Source organism: Novosphingobium sp. (assembly GCF_020852455.1).
Classification (GTDB): Bacteria; Pseudomonadota; Alphaproteobacteria; order Sphingomonadales; family Sphingomonadaceae; genus Novosphingobium.
This window is the reverse complement of record NZ_JADZAT010000001.1, coordinates 97,283-110,746: the sequence shown is the minus strand read 5'-3', so window position 1 is coordinate 110,746 and position 13,464 is coordinate 97,283. Positions and strand designations below refer to the sequence as shown.

Below are 13,464 nucleotides of genomic sequence, written 5' to 3'. Positions count from 1 at the left end.
TGTTGCGCCTTGGCGGCGTAGCGCGCTGTTTTTGTGCATCTTTGATCGGTCGAATCCTGGCGCCGAGGGGGACCGGAGATGATCTGGCCATTCCGGCGCAAAACCAGGACAAAGGGGCCAGTTTCGCGGCTGCGGCTGTTCCTGTGGCCGTTTGTGATTTGCCTGCTGGCCGCAATTGCCAACTTCACGTCGCCGATCGAAGACGCCTTTCGCGGTCTGCGTGACACGATCAGAGCGCGCCCAGCTGATAAATCTGTTGTCGTCGTTGCGATCGACGATCGGACGGTGCAGCGCTTCAAAACAAGCTATTATTCCCGTCAGCACAACGCAGACCTTTTAGACAAGGCCTTCGCCGGTGGCGCCAAACGGGTGTATTTTGACGAGTCATTCCGGCTACCGCTTGATCCCGAGGGTGACCAAAGCTTCGCGTCGGCACTCACGCGGCACTATGGCCGTGTGTTTATCGGCGCAGATAGCTACCAGAATATGTCTGGTGAAGAAGTAAGGCTGGTGCCGATCGACGCCTTTCGATCGAAAGCGCCGTTGCGCTCGTTCGCAAATCTTAAATCACCTTTTCAGCTCACGCTTCGCCTGGGGTATGGTGGAAAAATCGAAGGGCAAACGGTTCCCTCCATCTCAGGAGACATGGCCGGCCGCGCAGCACAACTCGACGACTGGTACCGACCGGATTGGTCAATCCAGGCTTCGACCATCCCGACCATCAGCCTGGCTGATGTGATTGACGGAAAAATCCCGCAAAATTTCTTCAAGAACAAAGATGTTCTGCTTGGGGTGACCGCGCAAACGGAGAACGATTTTACCCAGATTGTTGGTCAAGGTTGGGTGGCTGGCGTTTATGGGCATGCCATTGGCGCTCAAACCTTGCGTGAAGGATCGCCGACTTCGGCTGGCGGACTTCCGATCCTGCTTGTCGCTGCCATGCTTTCAATAGCCTTGTTGCGAACATCCTCAAGACGCCGGGCTATGCAAATAGTCCTGTTCGGCCTGTCGCTGGCACTGGTCGTACCCTTCATCCTGGATAGCCTGCTTGTTGATGCCTACTATGTTCCGGCGATCCTCCTGTTCGGCGTGATTGCCTATCGCGCAAACAATCTGCGCGACGTAGCGGAAGCCCGCCGACAGAATGCGAATACCCTGTTGCCTAATCTGTCGGCGCTGCGCGAAGAGCCCGCCGCTGCCAGTCGCCCGATTGTGGCGATGCGAATTCGGAACTACGCTGCGGTTTGCGCCAGCTTTCCAGAGGCCGTTGAAGCCGATCTGATTACCGAACTTGCCAGGCGGCTTACCTTGCCGGGCGAAAAGACCACCTTCTATCAGGCCGAAGACGTGCTCTATTGGCTGGGTCCCAAGCTGCCCGACGACGAGATCGCCGGTCACCTGGCAGGTCTTGCCCAACTGATCGAAAGCCATCTGATTATCCAGGGCCGCAAGCTCGATATCCATGTGGTCTTCGGGGTAGACACCGTGCTGGCCAGGCCAGTTGCAAGCAGGATCGGGCGTGCGCTCCTGGCCGCAGACCAGGCCGCAGCAAAGCACCAGTTGGTCCAGTTCAACAACAGCGAAAACGACGATGAAAGCGCCTGGGAACTCTCGCTGATGAGCGAACTCGATGCCGCGATCGACAATGGCGACATCTGGGTGGCGTTCCAGCCGCAATTCAACCTCAAGACCGACCGGATCGTCGGCGCCGAAGCGCTGGTCCGCTGGCTGCACCCGACCCGGGGGGCAATTTCGCCCGAAGCCTTCGTGCTCGCGGCGGAAGAATACAACCGTATTACCCGCCTGACCTTCTATGTGCTTGAGCAGTCGATCCAGTCGACCCGACACCTGGTGGCCGCCAACCCGACCTTCCGGCTCAGCGTCAACATCTCGGCGGTACTGCTCGAAAATCCGCAACTGCCCCAGCAGATCCTGCTGACCTTGGCCAAATACGGCTTCCCCGCCAGCAGCCTGACGCTTGAAGTTACCGAATCCGCGCCGTTTGCCGAACACACGATCGTTGCGGCAAACCTGGAAGCAATCGCCGCGCTGGGGATCGAACTCTCAATCGATGATTATGGCACCGGGAACGCAACGCTCGACTACCTGCGGTCGGTTCCATGCCAGGAAATCAAGATTGACCGCCGGTTTGTCGCCAACCTGGTGGCCAACCCCAGCGACATGCTGCTGGTCGAATCGACGATCGAACTGGCGCATGGTCTCGGCCGGCGCGTGATCGCCGAAGGGATCGAGGATCCCGAAACGCTTGAACTGTTGCGAGCGATCCATTGCGATATTGCCCAGGGCTATTACCTGGCCAAGCCAATGCGGATCGAAGCGCTGGAAGCGCTGCTCAATTCGAACAACCGCCTACACGCGGCTTGATCTACGGGGGCCGTTGCGTTCCCCTAGCGCTGATCAAATTCCATCGATTCGTTGCCAGCGGTTCCCAGAGATTCGCGGGTTAACGCCGAGCACTTCCAGCAGAAATCGCACAACCATCTGAATCAATGAGGTAATTTCTTGAATAGCCAGGATAGCTGATGGTGAATTTTTCGCTATTGCAAGTGGTTAAGAATTCATTATCCTAGCGTCGAGAGCCAGCCCTTACTGACGGCAAGGCTTTCAGGAGGCTATTATGACCGGTTTCTTCAAGGAATTCTGGGATTCGCTGCGCGGCAGCTCGGGCCGCTAAGGCTATCTCCAGAAACGAGTTTAGGCCCTGGCGAAAGCCAGGGCCTTTTCGTTTGTGCTGTCAGGAATCAGCCCAGGATCTGGCCCAGGCACTTGTCGAGCATGACAAGTTGCCACAGCATCCGTCCATGATCCGATCGACCCGCGATATGCGCATCGGCCATGCTGGCCAGGCGCTGCCCGTCGAACCATCCGGTTCGCACCAGGGCATCGCTTGAAGCGATCGAGCGCGCGGTTTCAGCCAGGGGGCCGCGGAACCACTGCGATATCGGGGTTACGAACCCCTGCTTGGGCCGATAGAGGATGTCTTGCGGAAGGTAGCGCTGCATCGTCTTCTTGAGCAGCCACTTGCCCTCGCCCCGCCGTACCCGCAGCCCTTCAGGCAGACTGGCGGCGAATTCGATCAGCCGGTGGTCGAGCAGCGGCTCGCGCGCTTCCAGGCTCACCGCCATGCTGGTGCGATCGACCTTGGTCAGGATATCGCCCGGCAGCCAGAACTTGAGGTCGGCATATTGTGCGCGGTCCAGCCCGGAACGAGCCGGGGCCTGGCGCATCATGTCCTCGAACGCCTGTTCGGCCCGGTAGTCACCGCGCAGCCGCAAAAACTCGGGCGAATAGAGCGTCTGGCGCAGCTCGGGCGGCAGGATCGAGACTGCGCGGGCATAGCCGGCCTCTGACGTCCCGGCCAGCGAGAGCAAGGTGGTCTTGGCGCGCAGCGGTTGCGGCGCCCAATCCGCCTTGGGATAGATCGCCCCCAGCGCACCGAACACCGGTCCGCGCAGCGCCTGCGGCAGCAAGGAGCGGACGCGATCCTCGCCATGTTGAAACACCTGCCGCCGGTAACCGGCAAAAGCCTCGTCAGCGCCATCGCCCGACAAGGCGACGGTCACCGTCTCGCGCGCCAGCTGGCAAACCCGCCAGGTCGGCAGGGCCGACGCGTCTGCAAAGGGTTCGTCAAACATCCCGACCAGCGCATCGAGGTGCGCGAAATCGTCAGGCGAAACCTGCAGCGCCCGGTGCTCGGTCGCAAACCGGCGGGCGACCTGCTCGGCATAGGAGGTTTCATCCGCCGCCGCGACGTCAAAGCCGATCGAGCAGGTCTTGACCGGATCGCGGCTGGCCTCGGCCATCAGCGCGACGACCGAGGAACTGTCCACCCCGCCCGACAGGAACGCGCCCAGCGGTACGTCCGAAACCATCCGCGAGGTTACCGCCTGGCGCAGTAGGTGCAGCAGTTCTGCCTCAAGATCTGCGGCGCGGCCCTTGCGCCGTTCGGCAAAGCTGACGTCCCAGTACTGGGAGGGCGCCGGCAGCGGCGCATCATGCCGCAGCAGCAGGGTGTGCCCGGCCGGCAATTTGTGGACGCCTTGCAGGATCGAGCGATGATCGGGGACATAGCCCCAGGTCAGGTAGTCCTCCACCGCCAGCGGGTCGATTTCGCGCCGCAGCAGCGGATGGGCCAGCAGGCCCTTGAGTTCGGACGCAAAGGCCAGGCTGCCATCGCTGAGCGGGGCATAGAACAGCGGCTTCACGCCAAGCCGGTCGCGGGCCATGAACAGCGTCCGTTCGCGCTGGTCATAGATCGCGAAGGCGAACATCCCGTGTAATCGCGATACGCAAGCCGGGCCCCAGCGCTGCCAGGCGGCAAGGATAACCTCGCTATCGCCATCGGTATGGAATTCGGCTCCGGCGCCCTTCAGCTCGTCGCGCAGTTCGCGAAAGTTGTAGATCTCACCGTTGAACACCAGCATCGCGGCCTGATCGCTGGAGGCCATCGGCTGCGGCGATCCGGCGATATCGATGATTGACAGGCGGCGGTGGCCCAGCCCGACCCCCGGCGCGGTCCACACCCCGGCCCCATCGGGTCCGCGATGCGCCAGTGCATCGCACATCCGTTCAACCCGCGCCGGATCGACCGGCTTGGGCGTGCTGAGGTGAAAGATGCCGGCGATTCCGCACATGGTTACCGGGCCTTAGCGGGCTTCGGCGATGCGGTCTATCCATTGTCCCGGTTCGCCGATCGCGGCCTGGAACGCGGATATTTCGGCTTGCGGTTCAAAGTCCCGCCGCTTCTCAGCCGACAGGATCAGCACCGCAGTGGTGCGTTCGCGCAGCAGCAGCCGGTCGGCAATGTTGGCCAGCTTCAGACGCATGTTGCTGCCGGTCAGCAGGTCGCCACTCCGGTAATAGGTCAGCGCAAGCCGTTCGATCCGTCCGCCCGAAAGCAGTCGCTCGCTCTTGGCCGGCGGCATGGCCGGGCCGTTGCCGGTCCAGGCCCAGGTGCTTTCCGGGGTCAGAGCCCCCTGCCCGAATCCGCCGGCCTCCTTGCCTTCGCCCTGCGAGGCATAGAGCGCATAAAATACATCGACCTGGTTTCCGGCCGCGTCCTGATAACGCCCCAACAGGCGATGATCGGCGCCGCCGGCCAGCGGTTCCCACGCCGCCTGCGGGGCATAGTCGATCCGCTGCCATCCCGGCACATCGGGCAGGCCAACCTGCTTCGGCAATGGTGCGACCAAAGCCGTTGCGGCAGTGGCCCAGGCGATCCCGCCCGCGATCAGAGCTCCGCAGCCAGCCAGCGCGCCCCATTCGGGCAGGCCAGCCCGCTCAAGCCGATCAAGCAGAGGCATCGCCTTCAAGGCTTTGGCGTCGATCATCGGATCGTCGATCGCCCGATCGAAGAACCGCCACGACGCCGCCAGAACGGCGACGATCACCACTGCGAAGAATACCCAGCCATAAATCAGGTGGTCGATCCCGGCCGCCTTTTCGATCCCGACATACTGCGCGGCAAAGATCGTCCCCCAGGCACGCACCCCATTGGCCAGGATCGGCACCACCAGGCAGAAGGCGAAGAATACCGCGCGGCGCATCCAGCTTTTGAAACAGACGTTGCCGATCAGGGTGCCCAGCGCGATCATCGCGATCAGGAACTTTACGCCCGAACAGGCCTCAGCCACTTCGAACAGTCCGGCCGGCGTGTCGATGAACACCCCGTTGATCGAGGCTGAAACGCCGCTGACATGGACCAGCGAGATCGTGATTGCCGCGGTGATCGCCTGCAGTGGCGGAACCAGTTCGTCACCGAATGGCACCATGAAGGCCATATAGCAAAGCGGGAACAGCAATGCGGCGAAAATCCGTGGCCCCAGCAGCAGCAAGGCACTGGCCGGCAGCATGGCCACGGCACCGGCCTGACGGAGCAGGTCAAAGCCTGAAAAGGCACCCAACACCCAAAGGAACACCGCCCCGGCCAGCACTGGCAGGCCCCAGCGCCATGGTTTGGGTTCAAGTTCGGCCAGTTGCGGCACGCGTTGCCACACCAGCCAACCCACGATCACCGGAATCAGCAAGGCGTGGTTATAGGTGGAAACATTCCACCACTTGTCGAACATCGTCAGCCAGTCGGGCAGGAAAGCCAGAATCAGTCCCAGCCAGGCCAGACCCAGCATCAGTGCGGGACGGCGCCAATGCGTCGGTATGGCAGATTGCGGTGCCGCCGGGGCTGCCAGAGCTGCTTCAGGCGGCATGGCGTGCCGCCGCCTCGCCCAGGCCCAGCATCGCAGCCAGCGGCGCCAGGGTGGCTTGCCAGCTCATCCCTTCAACCACGAAGCGGCGCGCTTCCAGTCCCATGGCCCAGCCATGGTCATGGTCGCTGAGCAGGGCAATGGCGCGCTCAGCCAGGGCCAGATCGCTGTCCGCCACGGCATAGTGATGCGCGTCAATTCCGCCGATGCCGGTTGCCGCAGCCGGGGTCAGCACCACCGGCAGACCCATCGACATCGCTTCAAGCACCTTGTTCTGGATCCCGCGCGCCAGTTCCAGCGGAACGAGCGCCAGGTCGGCGGCGGCAAGCCATTCACGGATATCCTCAACCCCGCCCCATACGAAGGCGCCATTCTGGCCATGGCGGGCCAGCAACTGTTCGGGTGGATTGCGTCCGACCACGTGAAAGCTGGCATCGGGGAAGGCTTCGCGCACCAGCGGCAGGATACGCTCGATCGCGCGCTCAGCCGCTGCGATGTTGGGGGCATAGTCCATCTGCCCGGTGAAGATCATCCGCGGCCCCGCGCGATCCAGCATGGCCGGCGCGGGGCGCATCAGGCTGCGGTCAAACAGCCGGCTGTCGATCCCGTTACGCAAGGCCCGGATATCGCAGGTCGCCCGATCTTCGGGGTTCAGCCTGGCACGAAACAGCGCAGCCTCTTCGTTCGAAACCAGCAGGCTGACCGCACTGCGCCGGGCAAGCCGGGCCTCTTCCGCCGTCAGCAGCCGCGCTTCGCGGGCATCGATCCATTTGCGCGGTGCCCGGGCCGACTGGGCATAGGCTTCGAACTTGGCCGAATCGACATCAACGAAATCGAACAGCACCCGTCCGGCAAAGTCATCAGGGATGTACTGGCCCATCTGGCCCGAGAACGCATAGATCGTGTCGATCGGCCGCTCGGCCAGCACCTTGCGGACATAGACCGCAATCGCCGGGTGATGAAAGGCAGTCAGGCTGACCGGCTTGCCGCGCAGCAATCCTTCAACCCCGGCCAGAGCCAGGTTCTTGCTGCGCAGCACCAGGCAATGGCTGGCGGCCAGCTTGTCCAGCTCGCCCTCCTCAGCCAGGTCGGCGGCATCGTCGGCAAAGGTCGCGACATGTACCGGAGCGATCCCGGCCAGGCACCGCAGCACGTGGTGCGAGCGGATCTTGTCTCCGCGATTGGGCGGAAACGGCATCCGGTGGGCCAGGAACAGGATCTCTCCCATCAGCCCAGCCCCCGTGCGATATGCGGCCCCAGCAGATTGGCAAGCGGCAGCGGCAGGCGCTTCCAGGCCGCGATCAGCATGGCGTGTTTGGCGCTGGTCGGATCGGCATCGCGCACCGGAGCGTCCGGCGCGGTCCACTGGGCATAGGCCAGCGGCTCTGGCTCGAACCCCCAATTGCGCTTGAAGTCATAGGGACCCGAATGGGTCTTGGACCGGCCAAAGTCGAACCGCGCACAGCCGCGCCTGCGCGCATGCAGCATCAGTTCGTAATACATCCGGTCATTCGCGCGCAGCCGCCGCGCATCCCAGGTCCCCCCGCCCCAATAGGGCATGACATCGCCCTTGTGGTAAAGCGAAAGCACCGAAGAAACCGGTTTGCCCTGATGCCAGACGGTCAGCACATCAGCATCGTTGCCAAAGCGGTCCATCACGCCATCGAACAGCGCACGCGGAAACACCGGCGTGCCCAGGTTGCGAACGCTTTCGGCATAGACCGCATAATGCGCGCTGCGATCGCTTTCCGCGCTGCCGACTGTGACCTGCAGATCGTTGGCCAGACCCTTGCGCACTTCGGCGCGCTGCTTGCGCGGGATCTGCAGCAATTCGGCTTCGTCATCGGAAGCCAGCGGACGGACAAAGCCGCAGTGCGATTCCTGCTTGATCGTCCAACCCTTGCGCTGGCCGGGCAAGACTCCGCCGCGCAGCTCAATCGACGGGCAGTTGCGCCGCAGGGCCAGCTCTTCCAGCGCTGCGAAGATCGCTGCGGCGTCGCGGACGTCATTAATCAGCATCCCTCCGCCAACGCCAAAGCCACTGGAGGCCAGCACGCGGCCGAATAGCGGCGAATGGACCTCGACCAAGGGAACATACCCTGCAATCTCACCTCCGCGCTCAGCCAGCAGAGCAAGCGCACGGTTGCCGGTCCCGGCTGCCGCACCCAGCAGCCAGGCCGGACGGTGAAAGGCGGTGCCATCTGGGTGGGCCGCAACATAGGTTTCGATCCGGCGCAATTCATCCGGATCGGAGACACTTGCGAGCCTGAGGCCTAGCCGGGTTGGCTTGAACGGGGCATTCACGCGGCCAGCTCCACCGCGTTCAAAGCCTCGCGATGGGCCAGCAGGTCCATCCGGCCCCAGGCGAATTCGCGGACCAGCTGTTCGAGCTTTTCGGCCATTACCGACAGGTTGGTATAGTGCCGGACCCGCGACCGCATCGACGCATTGGGAACGCGCGGCTGGTCCGGATCGATTTCCCACGGGTGGAAATAGAACACCGCCGGGCGGCGATCCTCGCGGTTCACCTGGCGGATCGCCCAGCGCGAAAAGCCATAGGGCAGAACCCGGAAAAAGCCCCCGCCCCCAGCCGCTAGACGGCGTCCGGCGAAATGGGCAGTGGTAACCGGCAGCTCGACCAGGTCGCTCCACGGCAAGGGCTTGAAGGCAAAGCGCGGTGCTTCGCGCCAGCCGTAGTGGTCGTGAACGATCGGGGCGACCGATGAGGAGTATTCAAAGCCCTGTTCGTGCAGCGCCATGTAGGCCCAGGGGGTGCGCTGGTCGATCGAGAAGCTGGGTGCCCGATAGCCGGTGATCCGCACGCCCGACGCATCTTCCAGCGCCTTGCGGCTGCGCTCAAGGTCGTCCGAGAAGCTCTGCTTGTCGAACCGGAACACGCGTTCGTGATCCCAGCCATGGCTGGCCAGCTCATGCCCGGCATCGACGATCCGGCGCATCAGCGCGCCATGCCGCTGGGCCACCCAGCCCAGCGTGAAGAAGGTGGCCTTAACATCCGCGCGCGCGAACATGTCGAGGATTGCCAGGCAATTGTCCTCTACCCGGCTGCCAAGCGAATCCCAGCTCTGCCGGTCGATCACGCCTTCAAAGGCGCCGACCTGGAACCAGTCTTCGACATCGACCGAGAGACCGTTGACGATCTGAGCTGACATGCGACCCGCTCCGCGTCCTGGCTCAGGCCGCAGCGCGGCTGGCGTCGTCGGCTTCGATCCACTCGATCAGCATGGTCAGGGTGTGACGGATCGTGCGCTCTTGCTCTAGCATCTTGGCCTCGAACCCGGCGACCTTGCCTTCAAGCGCGCTGATCGCGGCGGCCAGCGCCGGATCGGCGGCGGCGGCCGGGCTGGCCTCCTGCTCGTTGGCCAGTTCGATAACGGCCTGTTGCAGTTCGGCGATCTGGGCGTCGCGTTCGGCCAGCATGGCCTGAAGCTGCGCCAGGGCCACTGCATCGACCGGCGGCTGGGCCGCAGCGGCGGCAACCGGTTCAGCCGGTGCGGCCACCGGCTGTGCGCGCGACGGCTTGTTGAGCTGCATGGTGCCATCAAGCTCCAGCTCTTCGAGCACCTGGCTGAGCATTGCCCCGTCGATCCGGCTGCGCTGCTCGACCGCACCCAGCATCATCAGCCGGTTGCAGATCTGGTTGATCCGGCGCGGCACCCCGCCCGAAGCTTCGTACAGCTCGGTGAAGACGCGCTGATCGAACTTGGGATTGCCGGTCCAGCCCACGCATTTCAGGCGATGTTCGATATAGGGCTGAACTTCGCTCAGCTCCATCGCCTCAAGGTGGTGGGCGGCGATCACGCGCTGGCGCAGCTGTTCAAGCTGCGGGTGATCCTGGATCGTATCGCGGAATTCAGGCTGGCCCAGCAGCAGCGTCTGCAGCAGCGGATGCGCGCCCAGCTGGAAGTTGGAGAGCATGCGCAGCTCTTCCAGCGCCTCGAGCGCCAGGTTCTGGCTTTCATCGACCACCAGCAGGCAGCGGCGGCCCGCGCGGGCCTCGTCATGCAGGAAGGCCTCGATCGCGCCGAGTGCGCTGGCCTTGTCGTGGCCATCGACGATCAGGCCAAAGGCCTGCGCCACCACATGCACCAGTTCCTCACCGTCAAGCTTGCTGGTGACGATCTGCGCCGCAGTCAGGCGGGCGGGATCGATCGTCGCCATCAGGTGCGCGACCAGCGTGGACTTACCCGCGCCAACCTCGCCCGTGATCACCACGAAACCCTCGCCCTGGGCCAGGCCGTAGGACAAATAGGACAGCGCCTTGCGGTGCGTCAGGCTCTCGAAATAGAAGGTCGGATCCGGCGTAAGCTGGAACGGCCGTCCGGTGAGCCCGTAGAAGTCGTTGAACATTGCGATAACCCCCAAAAATCCAGGCTCAGAACGAATAGCGGACCCCGGCCAACGCCGATGCCGACCAGATGTCCTCAAGCTGATCGCGGTTCACCCCGTTGACGCCCACGGCCAGCGTGGCGGAGAGGTTGCGTGCGATCGTGCGATAATAAGCAGCCGATGCCCCAAGCGAGCTGGTATCGCCAGCCAAGGCGTCTCCGCTTTGGTACCAGTTGGCCCAGATGTTGGTGCCAAAGCTGGAATTGCGGTCGATCCGGCCGTTGAGATAGGCCGCGACCCAGTAGTTCTCGTCGATCAGGAGATTGGCCGACGCCAGCACCGTACCCGGCACGGAGATGAACCTGCGCCGGTCATAGCCCGCGCCGATCCCGTACTGCAGGGTATTGCCGGCAACATTGAAGCTGGCGATCGCCCCGCGGCCGCGGAACACCGACGAACGGACCGAAGCGAGTGCGCCGTTCAGGCAGGTGCCCGAATTGCTGCCGGCCTGCGAAACCGCCGCAACGCAGGTGCTCAGCCCGCCGGTCAGCGGATTGTGCAGGCCTTCGAAGTTGGTCGGCATCGAAGCCAGGCTCTTGTTCAGCATCCCGCCAAAGCCGGTGACGCTGTCATAGACCGAAATGTTGAGGCTGCTGCGCGCGCTGGGCGCATAGGCGAAGCTGCCGAAATAGGTGGTCGAACCATACCGGCGGCCGACATGGGCCTCCAGCGCGGTGCGCTTGCTGGGCCGCCACATCACCCCGGCATCCCAGATCAGCCCTTCGCTTTCATAGGCAAGCTGACGCGCCTGGCTCTTGTCGGTGACATAACGGCCACTGGCGTCGAGCACCGGAAGCCCGGTCACGGTGTCCTTCACCGCGTCGCGGTGCGAGACTTCGACCTTTTCATAGCCGACCCCGCCCACCAGCGCGAGATCGCCGCCGATCGGCAGGATCACATCGCCGCGCACGTTCTTGTCATCGACCCGCTGGTCAAGGTTGTTGACGTCTTCACGCATCCAGCCCGCGCCAACGCCGATCCCGATCGGCAGCGGCTCGCCAGGCCGGGTGCCGACATGCAGCTGCGCCGCGTGGACCTTGCCTTCGTCATAAACGTCGACCGGGTTCTGGCCCGGTGCAACCGCCACCGCATTGGGCGACGTGACCTTGTTGTAGCCAAAGCGATAATGGCCTTCGATTTCGACATCACCGGCCCGGGTCTTCACCGAAGGGCCGATATAGGCGGCATAGACCTGCGTGGCGCTGTCGCCGAATTCCTGACCGGCAACGGTCGAACCGTTGTTTTCCGCGCTCATCCGCGCGGCCATGGCCCCGCCTTCGATAAACACCGCCTTGGGCACGATCCCCACGCTGGCGCGGGCCATGCCGCTGATCACATCGCTGTCGGGCACCTTGTTGCTGCCCCAGCCAAAGCGGCGCTCATAGCGCATCGCCATGCCGGCGTCGTAATTGCGGCCGCTGAGATTGGCGTCGGCACCCACCGCCAGGGTCGAGTAGGTCAGCGTCTCACTGCCCGGCGAAAGCTCGGCGGTAACCACCTGCTGTGCTTCGATATAGGGCGTAACGTGGAACTTCTTCGATCGCGGGGAATAGCCGCCGACGTCCGAAACGGCGTCATCACCGCTTTCGCCATCGGCTGCGGCATCATCGCCGCTGCCCCCGACCGAGCCGGATACGTCGGCATAGGGCAACAATTGCGCATGGGCCACGCCGGGCACGGCCAGAACCATTCCGGCAGCCAGTGCAGTGACCTGCAAGAAGAGGTGCGACTTCATGGTCAGCCTCCGTAACCATAGTAGGAGCCAAAGCGGCGACCGCTTGGGCTGAAGTGAACTGCGTTCAGCAGCAATTGGATGTTCGGACAGCCCGAAAGCAGCGAAACCGCGTCTTCCAGCGCGCCCTGCCCGGTGCGATCAGCCCGTGCGACCAGCACCGCCTGGCCGACATATTTCGCCAGCTCGGCAGCCGGAGAAGCCATCAGTGCGGGCGGCGAATCGAAGATCACGAAGCGGTTCGGCGCGCCTTCGACCAGGCGGTCGAGCACGCTGCGGGTACGCGAGCTGCTGAGATATTCGCTGTCCGATGCCGTGGCATTGCCCGCTGGCATCACCCACAGACCCGAAATATCGGTGCCGATCACGCAATCGGCCGCGTCGATATCGGGGTTGGACAGTGCGTCCATCAACCCCGGCCCGCCGGGCAGGCCCAGCATCGACAGCACCGAAGGCTTGGCAAAGTCGGCATCGACCAGCAGCACTTCGGTTTCCTTTTCGGCAGCGATCGCCAGCGCCAGGTTGACGGCGGTGAAGCTCTTGCCTTCGCTGGGATGCGGCGAACAGATCAGCACCCGCTGAGCGGCCATGCCCATGCCCTGCTGCGCCAGCTGGCCGGCATTGTAGAGCAGCTGCCGCTTCACGATGCGGAATTCTTCCAGCACCGCGCTCACCGCGCCTTCGGGCACGATCAGGCCCTGATCGCGCAAATGCTGGCGATTGACCGGCAGACGCTTGCCCTTGAACTGAACGGCTTTCACCGCCGGAACCGGCGGCTTGGCCACAACCGGAGCCGGCACGGGCGCGATCACTTCGGGCTCGACCACTTCCGGGGCCGTGGCCTGAGCGGCAGGCGCCGGAGCGGGAGCCCGAGCAGCCTCGCGCACCGGTTCAACCACCGGAGCCACTTCGGCTTCTTCAACCACTTCATCGGCACGGCGATAGCGGCGGCGCTTTGACGGCGGCGGCACCAGATCAGCCGGGATCGGCGCCGGAGCCAGCTTGACCAGATCGTAATTGCGCACAACGCGCTCGATCAGGGTCGGCCCCTGGGGCTTGTCCTCGCCTTCCTGCGGCACCGGGATCTTCGTCTGTTCAGTCATG

9 protein-coding genes are annotated in these 13,464 nt (G+C 63.6%); 1 reads left to right on the top strand and 8 read right to left on the bottom strand.

Going from position 1 to position 13,464, the window contains the following annotated elements:
- The first annotated feature begins 78 nt into the window (after window positions 1–78).
- Window positions 79–2,385: an EAL domain-containing protein gene (locus tag IT549_RS00420; RefSeq protein WP_292969077.1), complete on the top strand. Its 2,307-nt coding sequence runs from the start codon at window positions 79–81 to the stop codon at window positions 2,383–2,385.
- A 377-nt stretch (window positions 2,386–2,762) separates the two neighbouring features.
- Here the strand turns inward: IT549_RS00420 and IT549_RS00415 are convergent, their stop codons facing one another.
- The 8 genes from IT549_RS00415 to IT549_RS00380 form a co-directional block, all read right to left on the bottom strand.
- Complete coding sequence (locus tag IT549_RS00415) at window positions 2,763–4,655, bottom strand: XrtA/PEP-CTERM system amidotransferase (RefSeq protein ID WP_292969075.1); 1,893 nt, start codon at window positions 4,653–4,655, stop codon at window positions 2,763–2,765.
- A 12-nt stretch (window positions 4,656–4,667) separates the two neighbouring features.
- Window positions 4,668–6,146: an exosortase A gene (gene xrtA / locus IT549_RS00410; RefSeq protein WP_365775902.1), complete on the bottom strand. Its 1,479-nt coding sequence runs from the start codon at window positions 6,144–6,146 to the stop codon at window positions 4,668–4,670.
- A 67-nt stretch (window positions 6,147–6,213) separates the two neighbouring features.
- Window positions 6,214–7,449 carry a TIGR03087 family PEP-CTERM/XrtA system glycosyltransferase gene (locus tag IT549_RS00405; RefSeq protein ID WP_292969073.1) on the bottom strand — a complete coding sequence of 412 codons (1,236 nt, stop codon included), beginning with the start codon at window positions 7,447–7,449 and terminating at the stop codon, window positions 6,214–6,216.
- Window positions 7,449–8,525, bottom strand: coding sequence for a FemAB family XrtA/PEP-CTERM system-associated protein (locus IT549_RS00400; protein ID WP_292969072.1), 1,077 nt, complete (start codon window positions 8,523–8,525; stop codon window positions 7,449–7,451). Before IT549_RS00400 ends, IT549_RS00405 begins: the two co-directional genes overlap by 1 nt.
- Window positions 8,522–9,391 (bottom strand): XrtA system polysaccharide deacetylase, encoded by an 870-nt coding sequence (locus tag IT549_RS00395; RefSeq protein WP_292969071.1) that lies wholly within the window; start codon window positions 9,389–9,391, stop codon window positions 8,522–8,524. Before IT549_RS00395 ends, IT549_RS00400 begins: the two co-directional genes overlap by 4 nt.
- A gap of 22 nt (window positions 9,392–9,413) precedes the next feature.
- On the bottom strand, window positions 9,414–10,589 hold the full coding sequence (locus tag IT549_RS00390) for an XrtA/PEP-CTERM system-associated ATPase (protein ID WP_292969069.1): 1,176 nt from the start codon (window positions 10,587–10,589) through the stop codon (window positions 9,414–9,416).
- A 25-nt stretch (window positions 10,590–10,614) separates the two neighbouring features.
- On the bottom strand, window positions 10,615–12,363 hold the full coding sequence (locus IT549_RS00385; RefSeq protein WP_292969067.1) for a preprotein translocase subunit YajC: 1,749 nt from the start codon (window positions 12,361–12,363) through the stop codon (window positions 10,615–10,617).
- Window positions 12,364–12,365: 2 nt separating this feature from the next.
- Window positions 12,366–13,463 carry a capsular biosynthesis protein gene (locus IT549_RS00380; RefSeq protein WP_292969066.1) on the bottom strand — a complete coding sequence of 366 codons (1,098 nt, stop codon included), beginning with the start codon at window positions 13,461–13,463 and terminating at the stop codon, window positions 12,366–12,368.
- Window position 13,464 lies beyond the last annotated feature (1 nt).